21 protein-coding genes and 1 tRNA gene are annotated in these 22,285 nt (G+C 66.3%); 10 read left to right on the forward strand and 12 right to left on the reverse strand.

Translation table 11 applies throughout. The annotated features are described in order from the left end of the window. Nucleotides 1–89: 89 nt before the first annotated feature. Nucleotides 90–164: transfer RNA gene (locus ELY12_RS13465), tRNA-Gly, on the reverse strand. Between the two features lie 206 nt (nt 165–370). Between ELY12_RS13465 and ELY12_RS13470 the strand changes: the two genes are divergently transcribed. After that, nucleotides 371–1,270: a tetratricopeptide repeat protein gene (locus tag ELY12_RS13470; protein WP_126177342.1), complete on the forward strand. Its 900-nt coding sequence runs from the start codon at nt 371–373 to the stop codon at nt 1,268–1,270. A 2-nt stretch (nt 1,271–1,272) separates the two neighbouring features. Continuing rightward, a complete protein-coding gene (locus ELY12_RS13475; RefSeq protein ID WP_126177231.1) occupies nt 1,273–1,884 on the forward strand; it encodes an LON peptidase substrate-binding domain-containing protein in 612 nt (203 codons plus the stop codon). A gap of 1 nt (nt 1,885) precedes the next feature. Here the strand turns inward: ELY12_RS13475 and ELY12_RS13480 are convergent, their stop codons facing one another. From ELY12_RS13480 to argB, 5 genes are all read right to left on the reverse strand, one after another. Then, a complete protein-coding gene (locus ELY12_RS13480; RefSeq protein WP_126177232.1) occupies nt 1,886–2,521 on the reverse strand; it encodes a MarC family protein in 636 nt (211 codons plus the stop codon). 8 nt (nt 2,522–2,529) lie between these two features. Further along, complete coding sequence (locus ELY12_RS13485) at nt 2,530–3,243, reverse strand: hypothetical protein (RefSeq protein ID WP_126177233.1); 714 nt, start codon at nt 3,241–3,243, stop codon at nt 2,530–2,532. Nucleotides 3,244–3,285: 42 nt separating this feature from the next. Next, the gene (folD, locus tag ELY12_RS13490) at nt 3,286–4,182 is read right to left on the reverse strand and encodes a bifunctional methylenetetrahydrofolate dehydrogenase/methenyltetrahydrofolate cyclohydrolase FolD (protein ID WP_126177234.1); all 897 of its coding nucleotides are present in this window, start codon (nt 4,180–4,182) and stop codon (nt 3,286–3,288) included. After that, nucleotides 4,182–4,463: a YggT family protein gene (locus tag ELY12_RS13495; RefSeq protein WP_126177235.1), complete on the reverse strand. Its 282-nt coding sequence runs from the start codon at nt 4,461–4,463 to the stop codon at nt 4,182–4,184. The genes folD and ELY12_RS13495 overlap by 1 nt, the downstream gene beginning before the upstream one ends. Before the next feature lie 72 nt (nt 4,464–4,535). Next, nucleotides 4,536–5,432, reverse strand: a complete 897-nt coding sequence (gene argB / locus ELY12_RS13500) for an acetylglutamate kinase (RefSeq protein ID WP_126177236.1) — start codon at nt 5,430–5,432, stop codon at nt 4,536–4,538. 243 nt (nt 5,433–5,675) lie between these two features. Here argB and ELY12_RS13505 point away from each other — a divergent pair, with 243 nt between their 5' ends. After that, nucleotides 5,676–6,107, forward strand: a complete 432-nt coding sequence (locus ELY12_RS13505) for a nuclear transport factor 2 family protein (protein ID WP_164549517.1) — start codon at nt 5,676–5,678, stop codon at nt 6,105–6,107. Between the two features lie 93 nt (nt 6,108–6,200). After that, nucleotides 6,201–6,347, forward strand: coding sequence for a hypothetical protein (locus ELY12_RS14380; protein ID WP_164549518.1), 147 nt, complete (start codon nt 6,201–6,203; stop codon nt 6,345–6,347). A gap of 4 nt (nt 6,348–6,351) precedes the next feature. Here the strand turns inward: ELY12_RS14380 and ELY12_RS13510 are convergent, their stop codons facing one another. From ELY12_RS13510 to rpoB, 3 genes are all read right to left on the reverse strand, one after another. Next, nucleotides 6,352–6,828 carry a hypothetical protein gene (locus ELY12_RS13510; RefSeq protein WP_126177238.1) on the reverse strand — a complete coding sequence of 159 codons (477 nt, stop codon included), beginning with the start codon at nt 6,826–6,828 and terminating at the stop codon, nt 6,352–6,354. 85 nt (nt 6,829–6,913) lie between these two features. After that, nucleotides 6,914–11,227, reverse strand: coding sequence for a DNA-directed RNA polymerase subunit beta' (rpoC, locus tag ELY12_RS13515; RefSeq protein ID WP_126177239.1), 4,314 nt, complete (start codon nt 11,225–11,227; stop codon nt 6,914–6,916). 63 nt (nt 11,228–11,290) lie between these two features. Continuing rightward, nucleotides 11,291–15,478: a DNA-directed RNA polymerase subunit beta gene (gene rpoB, locus ELY12_RS13520; RefSeq protein ID WP_126177240.1), complete on the reverse strand. Its 4,188-nt coding sequence runs from the start codon at nt 15,476–15,478 to the stop codon at nt 11,291–11,293. A gap of 399 nt (nt 15,479–15,877) precedes the next feature. Between rpoB and ELY12_RS14600 the strand changes: the two genes are divergently transcribed. From ELY12_RS14600 to rplL, 6 genes are all read left to right on the forward strand, one after another. After that, nucleotides 15,878–16,006, forward strand: a complete 129-nt coding sequence (locus tag ELY12_RS14600; RefSeq protein ID WP_277600254.1) for a hypothetical protein — start codon at nt 15,878–15,880, stop codon at nt 16,004–16,006. A gap of 26 nt (nt 16,007–16,032) precedes the next feature. After that, nucleotides 16,033–16,569: a DUF2975 domain-containing protein gene (locus tag ELY12_RS13525; protein WP_126177241.1), complete on the forward strand. Its 537-nt coding sequence runs from the start codon at nt 16,033–16,035 to the stop codon at nt 16,567–16,569. Continuing rightward, nucleotides 16,569–16,796, forward strand: a complete 228-nt coding sequence (locus ELY12_RS13530) for a helix-turn-helix domain-containing protein (protein ID WP_126177242.1) — start codon at nt 16,569–16,571, stop codon at nt 16,794–16,796. The genes ELY12_RS13525 and ELY12_RS13530 overlap by 1 nt, the downstream gene beginning before the upstream one ends. 109 nt (nt 16,797–16,905) lie before the next feature. Next, nucleotides 16,906–17,241, forward strand: coding sequence for a hypothetical protein (locus ELY12_RS13535; RefSeq protein ID WP_126177243.1), 336 nt, complete (start codon nt 16,906–16,908; stop codon nt 17,239–17,241). Between the two features lie 332 nt (nt 17,242–17,573). Next, nucleotides 17,574–18,089, forward strand: coding sequence for a 50S ribosomal protein L10 (gene rplJ, locus ELY12_RS13540; protein WP_126177244.1), 516 nt, complete (start codon nt 17,574–17,576; stop codon nt 18,087–18,089). 68 nt (nt 18,090–18,157) lie between these two features. Continuing rightward, nucleotides 18,158–18,538 (forward strand): 50S ribosomal protein L7/L12, encoded by a 381-nt coding sequence (gene rplL, locus ELY12_RS13545; protein ID WP_126177245.1) that lies wholly within the window; start codon nt 18,158–18,160, stop codon nt 18,536–18,538. Between the two features lie 65 nt (nt 18,539–18,603). Here rplL and ELY12_RS13550 read toward each other — a convergent pair whose 3' ends face one another. The 3 genes from ELY12_RS13550 to ELY12_RS13560 all read right to left on the reverse strand — a co-directional run bounded on the left by ELY12_RS13550 (nt 18,604) and on the right by ELY12_RS13560 (nt 22,221). Next, complete coding sequence (locus tag ELY12_RS13550) at nt 18,604–19,194, reverse strand: phosphatase PAP2 family protein (RefSeq protein WP_126177246.1); 591 nt, start codon at nt 19,192–19,194, stop codon at nt 18,604–18,606. Between the two features lie 38 nt (nt 19,195–19,232). Next, complete coding sequence (gene dcd / locus ELY12_RS13555; RefSeq protein WP_126177247.1) at nt 19,233–19,787, reverse strand: dCTP deaminase; 555 nt, start codon at nt 19,785–19,787, stop codon at nt 19,233–19,235. A gap of 82 nt (nt 19,788–19,869) precedes the next feature. After that, entirely contained in the window at nt 19,870–22,221 is a 2,352-nt protein-coding gene (locus tag ELY12_RS13560; protein WP_126177248.1) for a TonB-dependent receptor, read from the reverse strand. Nucleotides 22,222–22,285 lie beyond the last annotated feature (64 nt).

Raw genomic sequence — 22,285 nt, forward strand, 5'->3', positions numbered from 1 at the left:
GCATCTGGCGCGACGACCTGCATGTCGCACGTGGGGCGCGCAGTGCGCGCACCGCGAAACGGCGGGGCGGCTTCAAGGTCGGGAAGCAATGGAGCGGGCGAAGGGAGTCGAACCCTCGACCTTCTGCATGGCAAGCAGACGCTCTACCACTGAGCTACGCCCGCTCAGGCGCTTGTCGTCCAGTTGCGGACGACCGAAGAAGCGAACCCCTCCGGTGGGAGGCGCGCGGTTAGCAAAGCACCTTGTGGGCCGCAAGCGCTATTTGGAGCGCGGCGATTTCGCTTCACAATCGGGCATGAACACCCACATTGGCCCGCGCATCGCGACAACCGACCCACCAAACAGACAGGGGGATCAAGACGTGGCCAGCATGGGGCTGAACCTCGAAGAGCAGAAGGCGGTCGACCGCTTCCGCAAGGATATCGTCGAACCGTCGATGACGAGCCTCGTGGTGCTCGATTTCTGGGCCGAGTGGTGCGGGCCGTGCAAGGCGCTCGCGCCGGTACTGGAAAAGGTCTGCGGCGAATATGCCGACAAAGGCGTGCTGCTCGCCAAGATCAATGTCGACGAAGAACAGTTCATCGCCGCGCAGTTCCAGGTGCGCTCGATCCCCACGGTCTATGCGATGTTCCAGGGCCAGCCGGTCGCCGACCTGACCAACGCGCGCACCGAATCGCAGTTGCGCGAGATCCTCGACCGGTTGCTCACCCAGTTGCCGGTCGGCGGTGCCGCCGAGGCCGCTCCCCAAGTGGCGCAGTTCATCGAGATGGGCGAACAGATCCTCGCCGAGGGCGATAGCGAGCGAGCAGCGGGAATCTTCGCACAGGTCGTCGACATGGCGCCCGACAATGCGGCGGCTCGCGCCGGCCTGATCCGCTCGCTCGTTGCGGCCGGTCGCACCGAAGAGGCACGCGCTGCAGCGGAAGGGTCGGACGAGGCGCTTTCGGGCGATCCCGCGGTGAAGGCCGCGCTGTCCGCTCTCGAGCTGGCCGGAGACAAGGTGGACGACAGCGAACTGCAAGCGCTCCGCGCCGCCGCGACCGAGCGCCCCGCCGATATGGACGCCCAGCTCGCGTTCGCCGAAGCCGCCTATGCCGCCGGCGAGCGCGACCAGGCGGCCGACACGCTGCTGGCGATGATCCAGCACGACCGCGAGTGGAACGACGGCGCCGCCCGCGGGCGGCTTCTCAAGATCTTCGAAGCGGTCGGGCTGGAGGACCCGTGGGTCGTCGCCACCCGCCGCAAGCTGTCACGCGTACTGTTCGGATAACGATGCCGACCCGCCTGTCGATCTTCCCCCTGCCCGGTGCGATCCTGTTTCCCGGGCTGCACCTGCCGCTTCACGTCTTCGAGCCGCGCTACCGCGCGCTGGTCGGTGATGCGCTCGCGCGCGACCGGCGCATCGCGATGATCCAGCCGCAGCGCGCAGCGGACGACGCGCCGCTTTACGCGGTCGGCTGCGTCGGCAAGATCGACGAGGTCGAAGCGCTCGACGACGGGCGTTACAACATTGTCCTCTCCGGCGAAGCGCGCTTCCGTGTGTTGCGCGAGCTCGACGTCACCACACCGTTCCGCCAGGTCGAAGGCGAACTGCTTCACGACGACGAACACGCCGCGCTCGCCAGCGTCGAACGCGCCGGCTTCGAGCAGGAAGCGCGCAGGTTCGCCGAAGCGCAGGGCTACCTCGTGGACTGGGACTCGGTCGCCCGCCTCGACGACCGCACGCTGATCGACGGGGTCAGCCAGATCGCCCCGTTCGATGCGGCCGCGAAGCAGGCGTTGCTGGAGGCCGGCAGCCTGTCCGAACGCTGCGAGCTGCTGGTTCAGCTGATGCAGTTCTTCGGCCACGGCGACCCCGAGGAAGGGCGCGTGACGCTGCAGTAGGCTAGAGCCCGAAGCTCGCCTTCAACCCGTCGATGACATATTGCGCGGCGAGCGCCGCCAGCAGCACGCCGAGCAGGCGGGTAATGACCGCTTCCACCCGCGCGCCAAACAGCTTCATCAGCGGGCTCGCTGCGATCAGCGCCAGCATGGTGAGGACCAGCACTGCGGCGAGCGCGGCGAGCACCATCAGGGTCGGCGCAACCCCGTGCGCCTTCGCAGTGAGCAGCATGATCGAGGCGATCGCGCCCGGTCCCGCGAGCATCGGCATCGCCATAGGGAACACCGAGACGTCCTCCACCTCAGCTCCGGGCACGTGCTCGGCGGTGACTTTCTCGGCGCGCTGCTCGCGACGCTGGGTGCGCTTCTCGAACACCATGTCGAGCGCGATCAGGAACAGCATCAGCCCGCCGGCGATGCGGAAGCTGTCGAGTTCGATATGCAACGCGCCCAGCAGGTCCTCGCCGAACAGCGCGAACACCACCAGGATCGCGCCCGCGATCAGGCACGCGCGCACTGCCATCGAACGCGACTGCGCGGGCGTCGCGCCCTTGGTCAGACCGGCATAGATCGGCGCGCAGCCGGGCGGATCGATCACCACGAACAGGGTGATGAACGCCGAGAGGAACAGCTCGATCATGCCCGCGCTCAGCAGCTCGGCGGGGTGGCGCCCGCAGGCGCTTGCGGGGCGGCGGCGACACGGCGGAATACCTCCCGCATCTCGCCGCCCTGCATTGCGCTCACCACCAGAGTGCGGCCGCAATCGGCGCGCAGCTCGGTGCGCCAGGTCAACGTGCCGTCGTCGGACTGACCCTCCGCCCAGGCATCGGCACGCCGCGCGCGGTCGGGCCGCCGCCCGTCGCGGAAGTTACGCGCCGACGGACAGTCGGCGACGCGCGCCGAGATCATCTCCGGCGCCGCGTAGCTATCTTCGAGATCGAAACCCTGATCGAGCACCCAGCGGTATTCGCCGTTGTCCTGCCGCTGCCAGATCGTAGCGAAACGGGTGCGCTTACCCGTCGGGTGCGTGGCGGGTCCGGAGGACAGCGCGAAGCTGCCGTCGCAGCTCGCCCACACCTGATCGGGCTCCCACACGATCGCCTTGGCCGGATCGGGCGCGCCTTTGAGTGCCGCCTGGACGCTTTCCCACTGCGGGCCGGGCCACTCCGCGTCCTTGGTCGCGTACTCGCGAAAGGCGGTCCAAGTGCCTTTCTCGCGCGCCTCGCGGGCGAAAGCGAGTTCGGTTGCGATCACTTCGCTGGGGTTGGCGCGCGCGGTCAAGCGGCCGTCGCCGAGCGGGCCTCGCCCGGCAGTGCAAGCGGTGGTGGCGAGGATGAGCGCGGCGGCGATTAAACGATGCATGCGCGTACCCTAGACCGCTGCCCGCCCCGTGCCAATCGCGCCCTAGATCGCGTCCTTGGCGAGCGGCAATCCGGCGTGGCTGTAGGCCGCGACGATCGCATTGCGCAGCAGCACCGCGATGGTGGTCGCGCCAACCCCGCCCGGCACCGGGGTGATCGCGCCGACGTGGCCGAGCGCCTCGTCGTAGGCCACGTCACCCACCAGCCGGCCCTTCGCTTCACCCTCGGCGGGCGGGAGGCGGTTGATCCCGCCGTCGAGCACGATCGCGCCGGGCTTGAGCCACTCGCCGCGGATGAACTCGGGCTGCCCGATCGCGGCGACCACGATGTCCGCGCGGCGGAGCACTTCGGGCAAGTCCCGCGTGCGGCTGTGCGCCATCGTCACCGTGCAGTTCGCACCGAGCAGGAGCTGCGCCATCGGCTTGCCGAACAGGATCGAGCGGCCGACCACCACTGCGTCCATGCCGGACAGATCGCCGAGCAGCTGCTGGAGGATCATCAGGCATCCCAGCGGTGTGCAACTGACCGGCGCGTCCATCCCGAGGACCAGCCGCCCGGCGTTGACCGGGGTGATGCCGTCGACATCCTTGTCCGCATCGATCGCGGCGATGACGGTCTTCTCGTCGAGGTGCTTTGGCAACGGGAGCTGGACGAGGATGCCGTCGACCACCGGGTCGGCATTAAGCCGCTCGACCAGCGCGATCAGCTCGTCCTGCGGGGTGTCGGCGGGCAGGCGGTGCTCGAAGCTCGCCATGCCGGCGGCGAGCGTCGCCTTGCCCTTGGCCGCGACGTAGACCTGGCTCGCGGCATCCTCGCCCACCAGCACCACCGCGAGCCCCGCCTTGCGCCCCGCGCGCTGCTCGAATTCCGCGGCGAGCGTGCCGACCTTCGCGCGCAAGTCGGCCGCGAAGGCCTTACCGTCGATGATCTCCGCCGTCATCAGTAGGGCCGGATGCTCTGGAGCACGATAATGATCGCGTAGATCGCCAGCAGGAGCACCATCGGCGAGAAGTCGATCGCCCCGGTATCGGGCAGGAAACGCCGGATCGGCCGCAGCAGCGGCTCGAACAGCCGGGCGATCGCATCGTGCACCGCGACGAAGAACGTGTTGTCGCGCCCGATCACGTTGAAGCTGAACAGCAGCCCGATGATGAACCAGATGATGACGAGCATGTTCGCCGTGTTGGCGATCATGATGAAGATCTGGATCAGCGCGTCCATCGGGTCCTCTTGGAGAAGTTGCCTCGCCCCTCTAGCCGAGGGGCGGCAGGTGTATCAACGGTCTAATACGGTTTAGCTCGCCCGGATCAGCGTGCCCGCGCCGCTTGCGGTGAAGAATTCGAGCAGCATCGCGTGCGGGACTCGCCCGTCGAGCACTACCGCCGCCTCGCACCCGGCCTCGACCGCATGAACGCAGGTCTCGAGCTTGGGGATCATGCCGCCGCTAATCGTCCCGTCGCCACGCAGGCGGGCGATGTCGGTGGGGGTGAGATCGGTCATCAGCGCGCCGCTCTTGTCGAGCACGCCGGCTACGTCGGTCAGCAAGAACAGCCGCGCTGCACCCAGCGCGGCGGCGATCGCGCCCGCCATGGTGTCGGCGTTGATGTTGTAGGTGTGACCGTCCTCGCCCGCGCCGATCGGAGCGATCACCGGGATCATCCCGGCGGCGACTGCGGTGTCGATCAGCGCGGTATCGACCCGCGCCGGCTCGCCGACGTAGCCGAGGTCGACCGCCTGCTCGATGTTGCTGTCGGGATCCTTAGTGGTGCGCTGGACCTTGGTCGCGGTGACCAGCCCGCCATCCTTGCCCGATACGCCGAGCGCCTTGCCACCGGCCTGGGCGATCCAGCCGACCAGTTCCTTGTTGATCGCGCCCGATAGAACCATCTCGGCGATCTCGGCGGTCGCCTTGTCGGTCACCCGCAGGCCGTCGACGAAGGTGCTCTCCACGCCGAGCTTCTTGAGCATGGCGCCGATCTGCGGCCCGCCGCCGTGGACCACCACCGGGTTGATGCCGACCGCCTTCAGCAGCACCACATCCTCGGCGAAGTCTCGCGCGGCTTCGGGATCGCCCATTGCGTGGCCGCCGTACTTCACCACGAAGGTGCGGCCGGCATAGCGCTGGAGATAGGGCAGCGCCTCGATCAGCACTTCGGCCTTGGCCAGCGTGGCCTGGTTATCGACGGTCATCGGGCGGTTCCTCGCGCGCGGTAGTCGCGGCGGCGCTTAGCGGCTCACATGGGCAAGGGAAAGCATTGCGCGACTGTGGCTGGAAGGACACGAAGTGCACGCGCCGGATAGAGCGAGGACAGCTTAGTGCCCGCCGCTGCGGGACAAATTCTCTCGCGCCGCTTCGCCTGTGGGGCGGTTGCGAAGCGAAAGCGCACGGTGTTAGACGCAGCTCGTCCAAAACATACAAAAGACGGGTCGGTAGTGCAGGATTTCAGGGACCGCCTAGAAGCGGCCTACGACGCTTGGGGGGAAAGCGGCGGCACCACGCCCGCGCAGTTCTTCGAGCTGATGGACGAGGCGATCGAGTTCCACTCGGTCCTCGAGCGCGAATTCCCGAGCGATGCCGTGAGCGGGCCGTTCTGCGGCAAGGCGGCCGTGATCGGCTACTGGACCGCGATCGCCGAAAGCTGGGAGATGCTCTCCAGCCGGACCGAGGCGGTGGTCGGCGAAGGCGATCGGATCGTGTGGATCGGCCGGGTGCGCTGGCGCCATCGGCGTACGCTGCGCGAGCTGGAAACGCCGAAGATCGATGTCTGGACCGTGTGGCAGGACCGCGCGATCCGCTACTATGAGATGATCGACAGCGCTTCTTACGCCCGGGCGGTCGAGCACCCCGTGCGCGAACAAGCTTAACGCGTTCTCAACCTTGCGCTGTCATTGCGGGATGCGCGGTCTGCCGATTCCGCGCCCGACCTGGGCCGGAGGCGATCGCGAGGGAGACGCTCGATGGCGCAGGCCGACAGCGATCAGGGACGCGTGGAGCGCAAGTCCGACCGCCGCGGCGACGATCGCCGGGTCGAGCAGGTCAAGTTTGCCGGTTCCGACCGCCGGGAAGCCGAGCGCCGCTCGGGCGGCGACCGCCGGGACGCCTGAGTTTCTACTGCGAGAACAGCAGCACGCTGTGACCGCCGCCTGAGATTAGAATGCCGTTCTGCTCAGTCCGCGCGACGCTGGTCGCCGCGTCGAGTGCGCGCGTGACTTCGGCGATGCGCGGCGGTGGGGCGATCGTGCAGACTGGCGGCGGCATCTCGCCCGGTTTGGGGGCATTGAGCGCAGGGCCGAACGCGATCTTGTCACCCTCGACGCGATAACTGCGCACGATCCACGCGCAGCGCGGGTCCCACCACAGCTCCTGCGCGCTGCCGCTCAGCGCGAGACCGTAGGGTTCATTGAACTCCGCGCCGTCGATCCCCGCGACGCGCCAGGCGCCTTCGAGCGTAGTGACCGGTGAGACACGCGACGGCGTCTCGGAACTAACCTCCGTGCTCTGGGCAGGTTTCGGGGCGGGCGCGTCGGGCTGCGGCTGACAAGCCGCGAGAACGGCGGACGACAACAAGACGATCGGCAAGCGCATCCCGCCAAGCTGGCGCCTTGCGCCGCAAAAGAAAAGCCCCGCCGGATCGCTCCGGCGGGGCCAATCTTGGGTCAGGCGAAAAGGGTTATTCGCCCTCGCCCTCGGCTTCGACCGGGGCTTCGTCGCTCTGCTGCAGGTACTCGCCCGCATCGGCGTCGGTGCCGTGGGTCTCGCCCTCCATCACCGCCAGCGGATCGTCGCCGATGGCCGCTTCGATGCCCTGCTCGAGCTCGGCGGCATGCTCCTCTTCGGCGGAGTTCGCCATGATGAGGTGCTCCTGCGCCTTCTGCCACGCGGCCCGCAGCGCGGCGTCGCGGCTGTTGGCCGCGATCCGCATGCGGTTCATGCCCGCACCGGTGCCTGCCGGGATGAGACGGCCGACGATGACGTTCTCCTTGAGACCGATCAGCGTGTCCTTCTTCCCTTCGACCGCCGCCTGCGTGAGCACGCGCGTGGTTTCCTGGAACGAGGCGGCCGAGATGAACGAACGCGTCTGCAGCGAAGCCTTGGTGATGCCGAGCAGCACCGGCTTGCCTTCGGCAGGGGTCTTGCCCTTGCCGAGCTTGGCGTTGAGTTCGTCCATTTCCTCGCGGTCGACCTGCTCGCCGGGCAGCAGCACGGTGTCGCCACCGTTGGTGATCTCGACCTTCTGCAGCATCTGGCGAACGATCACCTCGATGTGCTTGTCGTTGATCTTCACGCCCTGGAGCCGGTAGACTTCCTGGATCTCGTCGACGAGGTACTCGGCCAGCGCCTCGATCCCCATGACTTCGAGGATGTCGTGCGGGTTCGGCGAGCCCGAGATGAGCGTGTCGCCCTTCTTGACGAAGTCGCCTTCCTGGACGTCGATCACCTTGGTCTTCGGGATCAGGTACTCCACCGGAGCGCCCTCTTCCGGCACGATCGCGATCTTCCGCTTGGCCTTGTAGTCGCGGACGAACTCGATCCGGCCGCTGATCTTGGCGATCACCGACACGTCCTTCGGCATCCGCGCCTCGAACAGCTCCGCCACCCGCGGCAGACCGCCGGTGATGTCGCGGGTCTTGGCCGCTTCGCGCGAAGCACGGGCAAGGATGTCACCCGCGGCGACTTCCTGGCCGTCCTCGACCGACAGCGAGGTGCCGGGGGCGAGCATGTAGCGTGCCGCCTCGGTCTCGTCGCCGCTCTCGTTGAGCAGGGTCAGGCGCGGACGCAGGTCGTCCTTCTTCTTGCGGCTCGATGCGCGCAACTCCGTCACGACGCGCTGGGCGATGCCGGTCGCGTCGTCGACGCGTTCCTCCATCGTCGTGCCGTCGATCAGGTCTTGGTAGCGCACCACGCCCGACTGCTCGGTGATGATCGGCAGCGAGAACGGATCCCATTCGGCAAGGCGTTCGCCTTCCTTCACGGTGTCGCCGTCCTTGTGCATCAGCACCGTGCCGTAGGGCACCTTGTGGAGCTCGCGCTCGCGGCCCTCGGCGTCGATCACCACGATCTCACCGTTGCGGGCGAGGCTGAGGATGCGGTTCCGCTTGTCGACGATCGTCGGCATGTCGCGGTATTCCACCCGGCCGTCCGAGATCGATTCCAGATGGCTCGTCTCGTTGACCTGCGCCGCGCCGCCGATGTGGAACGTACGCATGGTCAGCTGGGTGCCCGGCTCACCGATCGACTGCGCGGCGATCACGCCGACCGCCTCACCGATGTTGACCGGGGTGCCGCGGGCAAGGTCACGCCCGTAGCAGGTGCCGCAGACGCCCTGTTCTGCTTCGCAGATCAGCGGCGAACGGATCTTCGCCGACTGGACCTCGGCTTCCTCGATCGCCTTCACCATCGGCTCGTCGAGCAGGGTGCCCGCCTTGACGATGACTTCGCCGGTCTTGGCGTTGACCAGGTCTTCCGCCGTGGTGCGGCCGAGGATGCGCTCGCCGAGCGAGGCGATCACCGAACCGCCCTGCACGATCGCGCGCATTTCGAGCGCCCGCTCGGTGCCGCAATCGTCGACGATGACGACGCAGTCCTGCGACACGTCGACCAGGCGGCGGGTCAGGTAACCCGAGTTCGCCGTCTTCAACGCGGTGTCCGCGAGGCCCTTGCGGGCACCGTGGGTCGAGTTGAAGTATTCAAGAACGGTCAGGCCTTCCTTGAAGTTCGAGATGATCGGGGTCTCGATGATCTCACCCGACGGCTTGGCCATCAGGCCGCGCATGCCGGCGAGCTGCTTCATCTGCGCCGGCGAACCGCGCGCACCCGAATGGCTCATCATGTAGATCGAGTTGATCGGCTTCTCGCGGCCGCTCTCGTCCTTGGGACGGGCGCGGATCTCGTCCATCATGGCGTTCGCCACGGTGTCGCCGCAACGGCTCCACGCGTCGATCACCTTGTTGTACTTTTCCTGCTGGGTGATCAGGCCGTCCTGGTACTGCTGCTCGTAGTCGGCAACCAGGGTCTTGGTCTCCTCGATCAGCCCTTCCTTGGCGTCGGGGATGATCATGTCGTCCTTGCCGAAGCTGATGCCCGCCTTGAACGCGTTGCGGAAACCGAGCGCCATGATCGCGTCGGCGAACAGCACCGTGTCCTTCTGGCCGGTGTGACGATAGACCTGGTCGATGACGTCGCCGATTTCCTTCTTGGTGAGGAGGCGGTTGACGACATCGAACGGCACAGTGTGCCGCTTGGGCAGGCATTCGCCGATCAGCATGCGGCCCGGCGTGGTCTCGACGCGGAGCATGTACTCCTTGCCGGCCTCGTCGGTCTGCGGAACGCGGCTGACGATCTTCGAGTGGAGCGTGACCGCGCCGACGTGCAGCGCCTGGTGCACTTCGGCCATGTCGGCCAGCATCATGCCTTCGCCGGGCTCACCCTCACGGTCCATCGACAGGTAGTAGAGGCCCAGCACCATGTCCTGCGAGGGCACGATGATCGGCTTGCCGTTGGCGGGCGAGAGGATGTTGTTGGTGCTCATCATCAGCACGCGCGCTTCCAGCTGCGCCTCGAGGCTCAGCGGGACGTGCACGGCCATCTGGTCGCCGTCGAAGTCGGCGTTGAACGCGGCGCAGACCAGCGGGTGAAGCTGGATCGCCTTGCCCTCGATCAGCACCGGCTCGAACGCCTGGATGCCCAGGCGGTGGAGCGTCGGCGCGCGGTTGAGGAGGACCGGGTGCTCGCGGATGACCTCATCCAGGATATCCCAGACTTCCTTGCGCTCCTTCTCGACCCACTTCTTCGCCTGCTTGAGGGTCATGGAGAGACCCTTGGCGTCGAGGCGGGCGTAGATGAACGGCTTGAACAGCTCGAGCGCCATCTTCTTGGGCAGGCCGCACTGGTGCAGCTTGAGTTCCGGACCGGTCACGATGACCGAGCGGCCCGAGTAGTCGACGCGCTTGCCGAGCAGGTTCTGGCGGAAGCGGCCCTGCTTGCCCTTGAGCATGTCGGATAGCGACTTCAGCGGACGCTTGTTGGCGCCGGTGATGACCCGGCCGCGGCGGCCGTTGTCGAACAGAGCGTCGACCGCTTCCTGCAGCATGCGCTTTTCGTTGCGGACGATGATGTCCGGCGCGCGCAGCTCGATCAGCCGCTTCAGGCGGTTGTTACGATTGATCACGCGGCGGTAGAGATCGTTGAGGTCCGACGTCGCGAAGCGACCACCGTCGAGGGGCACCAACGGGCGCAGCTCGGGCGGGATGACCGGGATCACCTCGAGGATCATCCATTCGGGCTTGTTGCCCGAATCGATGAAGCTCTCGACGACCTTCAGCCGCTTGATGATCTTCTTGGGCTTGAGTGCCGACTTGGTCTCGGCCAGCTCTTCGAGCAGCGCGTCGCGCTCGCCTTCGAGGTCGAGGTCCATCAGCATGGTCTTGACCGCAGCGGCGCCGATGTCAGCGCTGAACGCGTCCTCGCCGTACTCGTCCTGCGCGTCGAGCAGCTCATCCTCGGTAAGGGTCTGGAACTTCTCGAGCGGGGTCAGTCCGGGCTCGGTGACGATGTAGGCTTCGAAGTAGAGCACGCGCTCGAGCTGCTTCAGCTGCATGTCGAGGAGCAGGCCGATGCGCGACGGGAGCGACTTCAGGAACCAGATGTGCGCGACCGGAGCGGCGAGCTCGATGTGGCCCATGCGCTCGCGGCGGACCTTGGTCACGGTCACCTCGACGCCGCACTTCTCGCACACGACGCCCTTGTACTTCATGCGCTTGTACTTGCCGCACAGGCACTCGTAATCCTTCACCGGACCGAAGATGCGCGCGCAGAACAGGCCGTCACGCTCGGGCTTGAACGTGCGGTAGTTGATCGTCTCGGGCTTCTTGATCTCGCCAAACGACCACGAGCGGATCCGCTCGGGCGAGGCGATGCCGATCTGGATCTGGTCGAACGTCTCGGGCTTGGCGAGCTGGTTGGTGAATTTGGTCAGTTCGTTCATGACTTTTTTCCCTTGGGGGAGAATTCTCTTTGGCGATCGGGGGGGGGCCGAAGCCCCGCTCCCTCACTCCGCCGCGATGGCCAGGCCGCCTTCGTCATCCTCGCCGAGCGAGGAGAGTTCGACGTTGAGGCCGAGGCTCCGCATTTCCTTGACGAGCACGTTGAAGCTCTCCGGGATGCCGGCCTCGAAGGTGTCGTCGCCCTTGACGATCGCTTCGTAGACCTTCTGCCGGCCGACCACGTCGTCCGACTTCACGGTGAGCATTTCCTGCAGCGTGTAGGCGGCGCCGTAGGCCTGGAGCGCCCAGACCTCCATCTCGCCGAAGCGCTGGCCGCCGAACTGCGCCTTGCCGCCCAGCGGTTGCTGGGTGACGAGCGAGTACGGCCCGATCGAACGCGCGTGGATCTTGTCGTCGACCAGGTGGTGCAGCTTCAGCATGTAGATGTAGCCCACGGTCACCTTGCGGTCGAACGCCTCGCCCGAGCGGCCGTCGTACAGCGTCACCTGGCCCGAGGTATCGAGTCCGGCCTGCGCCAGCATCGCCGAGACGTCAGCCTCGCGCGCGCCGTCGAACACCGGGGTGCCGAACGGGATGCCGTTCTTGAGCGTGCCGGCCATCTCGACGATGTCCTCGGCCGAGCGGCTCTCGATGTCCTCGTGGTACTGCTCGCCGTAGACTTCCTTGAGCTTCTCCACGACCGCGACCGGCGGCTTGGCGGCCGCGGGATCGGGGTTGGCCTCACGCCACTCGTCGAGCGCCTTTGTGACCTGCTGGCCCAGGCCGCGGGCTGCGAGGCCCAGGTGCGTCTCGAAGATCTGCCCGACGTTCATGCGCGAAGGCACGCCCAGCGGGTTGAGCACGAGATCGACCGGGGTGCCGTCTTCCATGAACGGCATGTCCTCGGCCGGCAGGATGCGCGAGATGACACCCTTGTTGCCGTGACGGCCGGCCATCTTGTCGCCCGGCTGCAGCTTGCGCTTCACCGCGACGAACACCTTGACCATCTTGAGCACGCCCGGCGCGAGCTCGTCGCCCCGCTCGAGCTTTTCCTTCCGGTCCTCGAACTTCTCGTCGATGCCCTTCACGGCTTCGTCGTACTGGCTCTTCACCGCCTCGATCTGCGCCTGGCGCGCATCGTCGGCGACGGCGAACTTGAACCACTCGAAGCGCTCGATGCCTTCCAGCATCTCGTCCGAGATGGCCTCGCCCTTCTTGACGCCCTTGGGCGCCGCGCTGGCGGTCTGGCCGACGAGCATCTCGCGCAGGCGGTTGTATGTCGCCCGGTTGAGAATCGCGCGTTCGTCCTGGCTGTCCTTGCGCAGCTGCTCGATCTCTTCGTTCTGGATCGCGCGGGTACGGTCGTCGATCTCGATGCCGTGGCGGTTGAAGACGCGCACGTCGACGATCGTCCCGGTAACGCCCGGCGGCAGGCGGAGCGAGGTGTCGCGCACGTCGCTCGCCTTTTCGCCGAAGATCGCGCGGAGGAGCTTCTCTTCCGGCGTCATCGGGCTTTCGCCCTTGGGCGTGATCTTGCCGACCAGGATATCGCCCGGGTGCACTTCGGCGCCGATGTAGACGATGCCCGCCTCGTCGAGGTTGCGCAGCGCTTCCTCGCCGACGTTGGGGATGTCGCGGGTGATGTCCTCGGGGCCCAGCTTGGTGTCGCGGGCCATCACTTCGAACTCGTCGATGTGGATCGACGTGAACACGTCGTCCTTCACGATCCGCTCGGAGATCAGGATCGAGTCCTCGTAGTTGTAGCCGTTCCACGGCATGAACGCGACGAGGCTGTTGCGGCCCAATGCGAGCTCGCCGAACTCGGTCGACGGGCCGTCGGCGATGATGTCGCCGGCTTCGACCACTTCGCCCACCTTCACCAGCGGACGCTGGTTGATGCAGGTCGACTGGTTCGAACGCTCGAACTTCTGCAGGCGGTAGATGTCGACGCCCGACTGGCCGGGCTCGACATCGCCGACCGCGCGGATGACGATGCGGGTGGCGTCGACCTGGTCGACCACGCCGCCGCGGGTGGCCGAGATCGCCGCGCCCGAATCGCGCGCCACGGTCTCTTCCATGCCGGTGCCGACAAAGGGCGCCTCCGCGCGAACCAGCGGCACCGCCTGGCGCTGCATGTTCGAGCCCATCAGCGCGCGGTTGGCGTCGTCGTTCTCAAGGAACGGGATCAGCGACGCGGCGACCGACACGAGCTGCTTGGGCGAAACGTCCATCAGCGTGATCTGGTCGTTGGGCAGCATCACGAACTCGCCGGCCTGGCGGGCCGAGACGAGATCCTCGACGAACTTGCCGTCGGCGTCGGTCTCGGCCGAAGCCTGCGCCACCGCGTGCTTCTGCTCTTCCATCGCCGACAGGTAGACCACCTCGGTGGTGACCTTGCCGTCCTTCACCAGGCGGTACGGCGTCTCGATGAAGCCGTACTTGTTGACCCGGGCAAAGGTCGACAGCGAGTTGATCAGGCCGATGTTCGGGCCTTCCGGCGTCTCGATCGGGCAGATGCGGCCGTAGTGGGTCGGGTGCACGTCGCGCACTTCGAAGCCGGCGCGCTCACGGGTGAGACCGCCCGGCCCCAGCGCCGAGACGCGGCGCTTGTGGGTGACTTCCGACAGCGGGTTGGTCTGGTCCATGAACTGGCTGAGCTGCGACGATCCGAAGAACTCGCGCACCGCGGCGACCGCGGGTTTGGCGTTGATCAGGTCGTTCGGCATCACGGTCGACACGTCGACCGAGCTCATCCGCTCCTTCACCGCGCGCTCCATGCGGAGCAGGCCGACGCGATACTGGTTCTCGAGCAGCTCGCCGACCGAGCGCACGCGGCGGTTGCCGAGGTTGTCGATGTCGTCGACTTCGCCCTTGCCGTCCTTGAGGCCGACCAGCTCCTTGACCACGGCCAGGATGTCTTCCTTGCGCAGCGTGGTCACGGTGTCCTCGGCATCGAGGCCAAGGCGCATGTTGAGCTTGACGCGGCCGACGGCCGACAGGTCGTAGCGCTCGCCGTCGAAGAACAGGCCTTCGAACAGCGCCTCGGCGGTTTCCTTGGTCGGCGGTTCGCCCGGGCGCATGACCTTGTAGATCGCCTCCAGGCCCTCGTCACGGTTCTCGGCCTTGTCGACCTTCATCGTGTTGCGGATCCACGGGCCGGTGTTGACGTCGTCGATGTCGAGCAGTTCGAGCCGGTCGACGCCGGCCTTGTCGAGCTTTTCGAGGTTGTCGGGGCCGACTTCGTCGCCCGCCTCGATCCAGATGCGGCCGGTCGACTCGTCGATCATGTCGCGCGCGGCGAAGTGGCCGAAGATTTCCTCGGTCGGGATCAGCAGTTCGGTCAGGCCGTCCTTGGCCGCCTTGTTCGCGGCGCGGGGGCTGATCTTCTGGCCGGCGGGGAACACTTCCTCGCCGGTCTTGGCGTCGACCAGCGCGAACGCCGGCTTGGCGCCGCGCCAGGCGTCGGCGGCGAACGGGATTTTCCATCCGTCACCGGCCTTGCCCGACACCCGCTGCCAGGTGACGGTGTCGTAGAAGTAGTCGAGGATGTCCTCGCCATCGAGGCCGAGCGCGTAGAGCAGCGCGGTCACCGGCAGCTTGCGCTTGCGGTCGATGCGGACGTTGACGATGTCCTTGGCGTCGAACTCGAAGTCGAGCCACGAGCCGCGGTAGGGGATCACGCGGGCGGCGAACAGCAGCTTGCCCGAAGAGTGGGTCTTGCCGCGGTCATGGTCGAACAGCACACCCGGCGAACGGTGCATCTGCGATACGATCACGCGCTCGGTGCCGTTGATGATGAAGGTGCCGTTCTCGGTCATGAGCGGCATGTCGCCCATGTAGACGTCCTGCTCCTTGATATCGAGGACGCTGCGGGTCTCGGTCTCGGTGTCCACTTCGAACACGATCAGGCGCAGGGTGACCTTCATCGGCGCGGCATAGGTGATGCCCCGCTGACGGCACTCGGTGGTGTCGTACTTCGGATCTTCCAGCTCGTAGTGCACGAAATCGAGCTCGGCGGTGCCGGCGAAGTCGCGGATCGGGAACACGGAGCGCAGGGTCTTTTCCAGGCCCGAGACGTAGCCGATGCTCTTGTCCGAGCGCAGGAACTGCTCGTAGCTTTCGCGCTGAACCTCGATCAGGTTCGGCATTTTCACCACTTCGTGGATGTCGCCGAAGATGCGCCGGATGCGCTTCTTCGCCGTGCCGGTCTGCTTGCCGCGAGTCGGGGCCGGAGCCTTCGCCTTGGTCGCCATGGAGGAGTGTTCGCCTTCTAGTCGCCGCCGGTGAGCGGCTCGTTTCATGTCCCGCGCGGGCGGGAAACCACGGACGCCAAAAGACCGCAGCAAGGCGCACCTCACCCGGGGCCCAACTGCGGTTTGCGTCGCGATTATGGAAACGCCGCTTCCATCCTGGGCCCGATTCCCGCGCATGAACCGGACCGTGCTCGAAGCGTGCGGTCGGGCGGCCATATAGGGAGGCGGCCCGCGCGAGTCAAACGGGCGGCGAACACGCGGCCCTCGGGATCAGAACGGCAAACGTTTTGATTTTCCGTTTTTCAATCAGCGTAATATCGTTTTTCGATATTTATCGATTGACGATATGTTGAATCGTCTTTATCGATAATCGGCATCAACCTTATTGGAGATCGAGAAATGAGCCGTACCGCTTCCAACCTCGCCGCACTGGTCTTCGCGCTGGTGCTGACCACCGTGACCTTCCAGCAGGCGCTGACCATGCCCGGCACCGCGCGCCCGGCCCCTACCAGCGCCATCCTGGCTTAAACCTCGGCAGCAACAGGGAGATCGCCATGTCCATCCGTCCCCGAGACCCGCTGCTTGCCGTCGCACGCGTGGTGACCTGGTTTTTCATCGTCGTCTTAGCGCTTACCGGCGCCGCGATGCTCGTCGCCGCACCCGTGGTCGCCTTCAACAACGCCACTGTGATCGCCGAACTCGCCAAGGAAGGCGTAAAGGTGGGCAGCGAGGTCACTTTCGTCGCGGTCATGGTCCTGCTCGGCGTCGCCGTCCTCATGGGCCTCGCCGTGTGGTTCCTGCGCCTGCTGCTCAAGCTGATCGATAGCGTCGGCGAAGGCGATCCGTTTGCGCCCATCAATGCCGTGCGGCTCAACCGCATGGCCTGGTTGAGCCTCGCCGGATACGTCAGCGCGATCCCGGTCGCCGCGATGATCATGTGGCTCGCCAGCATCGCTCGCGAAGCTCACGCCGAAGTGCAGTCCGATTTCGACCTCGGCGGCAGCCTGCTACTACCGCTCATCCTGTTCATCCTCGCCCGGGTGTTCCGCCACGGCGCCGCGATGCGCGAAGACCTCGAAGGGACCGTGTGATGCCCGCCGAAGAAGGAACCAACATCGTGGTCACACTCGACGACCTGCTCCACGCGCGGCGCATGACCCTGACCGAACTGGCCGAGCGGGTGGGACTGACCCTCGCCAACCTGTCGATCCTCAAGACCGGCAAGGCCAAGGCGATCCGCTTCTCCACCCTCGAAGCGATCTGCCGGGAGCTGGAGTGCCAGCCGGGCGACCTGCTCTCCTACCAGCCCGCCGCCTGACCTGTCCCCCAGGCAGCAGGCACCATCCCGCCGGACCGCATGAAGCCGGTCCGGCGGGAACTTTGTCCAAATGTGGCGATTTAGTGGCAGACCCAATCAGGAGATCACCATGAAGAAGCTTGCTCTTTTCGCCGCCCTGCCGCTCGCGCTCGGCCTTGCCGCCTGCGGCGACAGCACCCCCGATGCGGCCGACGGTACCGCCACCGACGCCGCCGCGGCGACCTCTACCGACGATGCGATGGCGACCGACACCAGCGCGGTCGGCCCGACCGACACCACTCCGGCCGCCAATGCGACCGACACGATGAGCGCCAAGCAGCTCGACACCACCGCCGAGAACCTCGAGAAGCAGGCCGACAAGGTCGAGGACACCAGCGAGGCCGAGGCCGACCGCCTCGAAGCCCAGGCCAAGGCGCTGCAGGAAAAGCGCGACGCCAAGGACTGACCCGCGCATCGTATACGGCGCGCGCGGCTTGACTCCGCGCCGCTTTCCTCTAGAGGCCCGCCCCGTCCGGCGGGCCTCTTTGCATTTGCAATCGGTCCATCGGCGTCCGTCCAAGACAGCTGGTGCCCCGGAATTTATCCGAGGCTTAATCTCCAGCCTAGGCGGGGAAACGAGATTTACCGGCGGAGCGCTTCGGCCCTCCTGCCCTCAACGTGCTTCGGCGCGCTCCTTCCCCATCGATGGACTCGCCCACCCGTGCATTCGCACGCGTGGCAACGTGAGCCGGTCGCGGCCGCCTTCGGGCATCCGCGATCATGAGTAAGGAGCAAGGCATGGATCGTTCGCAGAAAGCCGAATCGGTCGCATCGCTCAACGCGGTCTTCAACGAGGTCGGCGTGGTGGTCGTCACCCGCAACCTCGGCATGTCGGTGGGTCAGTCCACCGGCCTGCGCACGAAGATGCGTGAAGCGGGCGCGACTTATAAGGTCGCGAAAAACAGTCTGGCCACCATCGCCCTGAACGACACCCCCTACAAGGGCCTCGAGACTTATCTCGAGGGTCCGACGGGCCTCGCCTGGTCGACCGACCCGGTGGCGGCGGCGAAAGCCGTGGTGGACTTCGCCAAGACCAACGACAAACTCGAAATCGTCGGTGGTTCCATGGGCGGGCAATTGCTCGACGAAGCCGGCATCAAGGCACTCGCCTCGCTGCCCAGCCTCGACGAGCTGCGGGCAAAGCTCATCGGCCTGGTCAATGCACCCGCCACCAAGGTGGTGCAGCTGGTCAACGCCCCCGCGAGCAAGCTCGCCCGTGTATTTGGCGCCTATGCGGCCAAGGACGCGGCGTAAGACTTTTTTCGACTACGCAAACAATCATTGGGGCACTGCCCCGGACCTAAACACTGGAGTGAAACATCATGGCCGATATCGCCAAGCTTGTTGAAGACCTTTCGAAGCTGACCGTCCTCGAAGCCGCCGACCTCGCGAAGGCGCTGGAAGAAGCCTGGGGCGTGAGCGCCGCTGCCGCCGTGGCCGTTGCCGCGCCGGCCGCCGGTGGTGACGCCGGTGGCGCCGCCGCCGAAGAGCAGACCGAGTTCGACGTCATCCTGACCGGTGACGGCGGCAAGAAGATCCAGGTGATCAAGGAAGTCCGCGCCATCACCAACCTCGGCCTGACCGAAGCCAAGGCGCTCGTCGAAGGCGCGCCCAAGGCGATCAAGGAAGGCGTCAACAAGGCGGAAGCCGAAGAGATCAAGAAGAAGATCGAGGAAGCCGGCGGCACCGTCGAGCTCAAGTAAGCTTCTTCTCGTCTCTGACGAAATCGAAAGGGCGGTCCGGCAACGGGCCGCCCTTTTTCGTTGCTCTATCGGCTCGTGACCCGCTTCGCCAAGCTCCAGGCCGCGCCGACCACCGCGGCCGCGGCGACGCCGATCGCGGTGCCGGCAATCACATCGCTCGGATAGTGCTTGCAGGCGGGAATTCGGGCGAGCGCCACCACCCCGGCGGCCCCCCGAGCGGCCAGCCCCTGCGCGGGATAGACCGCCGCGAACGCGCTGGTGGTTGCCGCGGCGCCCGCCGCGTGGCCCGAGGGGAAGCTCGACTTCTCCTTGCGGGTGTCGTGGCCCTTGTGAAGCTTGTGCGCCCCGTTCTTCGCCGGATTGCGCGGGCGGGTGCGGACGACGTGGTCCTTGACCCACACCTTGGCGCTGGTCGCGAGTTCGTGCGCCGCCAGCATGCGCACGCCCGCGCCGAACATCTTTGCATCGCGCCGCACCGCGCCGGCGAGCATCACCCCGCCCGCGACCAGCCGCATCTGCGCCTGGTCACCGATCTTGCTGACCCAATCGATCGCCTTGACCGGCAGGCTGTCGCGGCGGGGCAGAACCGCCTTGCGCACCCGCTTGTCGAAGCGGAGCACGGCATCGGTGGCGGATTTCAGAACGGTCGCTGTCATCGCAAGGACAACCGTACCGGGCGCGATTGGTGCCCGCGTTAGAGCCGGGGAAGCGTTACCCCGCGCTGGCCCATGTATTTGCCCGCGCGGTCGGCATAGGTCACCTCGGGTCGCTCGTTGCCAGCCAAGAACAGGAACTGGCAGGCGCCTTCGTTGGCGTAGATCTTCGCGGGCAGCGGAGTGGTATTGGAGAATTCCAGCGTCACGTGCCCTTCCCAGCCCGGCTCGAGCGGGGTGACGTTCACGATGATCCCGCACCGCGCATAGGTGCTCTTGCCGAGGCAGATCACCAGCACGTCTTCCGGAACGCGAAAGTATTCGACCGTGCGGGCGAGCGCGAAGCTATTGGGCGGGATCACGCAGACGTCGGTCTGGCGGTCGACGAAGCTGGTGTCGGCGAAGTTTTTCGGGTCGACGATCGCGTTGTCGATATTGGTGAAGATCTTGAACTCGTCCGCCACCCGCGCGTCGTAGCCGAACGAGGACAGGCCGTAGCTGATCACCCCGTCGCGCCGCTGGCTCTCGACGAAGGGTTCGATCATGCCGCGCGTCGTCGCCGCCTCGCGGATCCACTTGTCGGAGAGAATCGCCATGCGCCGACGATTCCCCACCCGCCGCAAAGGAGCAAGCGCGCGCCCGGGGTTATCCCGAGACGCGCGCGCCCCTCATGACCCGTTAGAAGCGTGCGCCGACCGTCAACTGCCAAGTACGCGGATCGCCGAAATAAACCGTCTGGATGTTGGCGACCGAGCTGAACTCCTGACCATCAGTCTTGTAGAGTTCTCCGGTCACATTCTTGACCATGCCGCGGATGTAGAACCGGTCGAAGTCGACCTGGGCATAGATGTTGCCGAGGAAGTAACCGTCTTCGGTCAGCCCCGGCCGGTTATCGACCGACAAGTACTGCTTGTCGACGAAGCGCGCGTCGCCGCCGAGGCTGAGCGCGGCGCTGCCGATCGGCACGGTGTAATCGACGCCCAGCCGCGCGGTGATCGGCGGCGCGAAGGCCGGCTGGCAAGTGATGCGCGTGCCGGTCGGATTGCAGCTGAACGCGGGCGCGCGGCGGCCGTCGTTGAATTCCTTATAGTCGGCATCGAGGTAGCCGACCGAGGCCATCAGCGTCAGCGGCTGCCACGGCTTGACGGTCGCCTCGAACTCGATGCCCTCGATGGTCATGCGGCCCGCGTTGATGACCGGGAAGCTGCCGCCGCTGATCCCGGTGTTGCCGCCGCCCACTCGGGCTTGGAAATCCTGGTAGTCGGAGTGGAAGGCGGCCAGCGCCATTGTCACCCGCCCGCCGAGCCAGCTGCCCTTGGCGCCGGCTTCGTAGGTCCACACCTTCTCCGGCGCGAAGTACGGCACGATCTGGGTGGCGCCGTTCACCTCCAAGGTGACGTCCGACAGGGCATTGACGCGGCCGTTGAAGCCGCCTGACTTGAAGCCGCGGCTGGCGGAGGCATAGAGAAGCGTGTTGGTGGTCGGTTTGAAGCTCGCCGAGACCATCGGCGTCCATGCGTCGAAGCTGACCGTATCCACCGAGTTGAACGGGGCGGGCAGGTTGTTCGGGAACTCGAAGCTGCTCGGAACCTGCACGGCGGGGAACACCGGACTGGCGAGCAGCGCGGTGGTCAGGCGGTGGTACTGCTTGCGCTCGTGCGTGTAGCGAAGGCCCGCGGTGACCGAGAACTGGCTGGTCAGGTTGTAGGTCAGCTGGCCGAAGGCGGCGTAGCTGTCGAGTTCCTGCTGGTCGTCGATGTAGCGGGTGAAATTGAGCGGCGTGCCTACGTAGCGCAGATAGCTGTCGGCGTAGGCCTCCTGGTGCGAGGCAACCTTCTCGTTAAGATAGTAGAGACCGAGCACGCCCGCGAGCGGGCCGGTATCGAGCTTGAGTTGGAGCTCCTGGCTGAGCTGCTTCTGCCGCACGCCCACGAAGACATCGCCCGTTTCAGCGGTGGTCGCGTCGATGTCGATGAAGAAGTCGGGGCTGAGCTTGCGGTAGGCGGTGATCGAGGTCAGCGAGAGCGGCCCGCCGAGATCGACGTTGACCGTGCCCGACAGGCCCCAGTGGGTCAGCTTCTGCCCTTTGCCGGTGAGGCTCGTCGAGGTGCGATAATCGTAGTTCTCGCAGTCCGACGCCGGCGCGATGGTGAACGGGGTCAGCGCGGTGAAGGTCGCGTTGTAGTTGAAGCCGATCTGCGGCGCGGTGGCGCACCCCAGCGTCAGGCCGGTGCGCTGGCGGGTATAGTCGCCCGAGAGCAGAACTTCGACTGCATCGAATTGCCCGCGCAGGATGGCGCGGCCGGCCAGGTTGTTGCGGTCGTTGTAGTCCTTGCCCGTTAGCGGATCAATCACGTAGCCGTCGCGGTCGTCGTAGATGCCGGCGAGGCTCAGTGCGAGCGTGCCGGGGACGAGCGGCGCGGTGACATAGGCTTTGGCGGTGGTCTCGTCGAACCGGCCGTAGGTGAAGCTGGCCTCACCGCCGAGTTCGTTGAGGTCGGGCTTCTTGCTGATGACGTTGACCGCGCCGCCGATGGTGTTCTTGCCATACAGCGTGCCCTGCGGCCCGCGCAGGACTTCGACCCGCTGGACATCGAACAGGTTGAGCAGTGCACCCTGGATGCGGCTCAGGTACACTCCGTCGACATATACACCCACCGCGGGGTCGAAGGTCTGCAGCGCGTCGGGCTGGCCGATGCCGCGGATGAAGAAGTTCGCGCTCGCCGAGGAGCCGCGGCCCTGCACCAGATTGACGTTGGGCACCGCCCCCTGGACGCCCGACAGATCGTTGGCGCCCAGCTTCTCGAGCTGCTCGTCGCCCAGCGCCGTGACCGCGATCGGCACGTCGAGCAGGCGCTCTTCCCGCTTGCGGGCGATGACGACGATCGGCTGTTCCTCGGTCGCTTCTTCGGCGACCGAGCGGTCGCCATCGGTAGTGTCCTGCGCCATCGCGGGCGCGGCCAAGGCGCCGAGCGCAACGCTGGCGGCAAGCGCGATGCGGCGGACGTGGAGCGAGGTGCGGCGGTTCATTATGTGTCTCCCTGCGCGCGGCGTTCAGCGCGCTTGCCAGACCTGATATTGAAACCTGAACCAC

This window comes from Tsuneonella rigui (assembly GCF_003958625.1).
In the GTDB taxonomy this organism is placed as follows: Bacteria; Pseudomonadota; Alphaproteobacteria; order Sphingomonadales; family Sphingomonadaceae; genus Tsuneonella; species Tsuneonella rigui.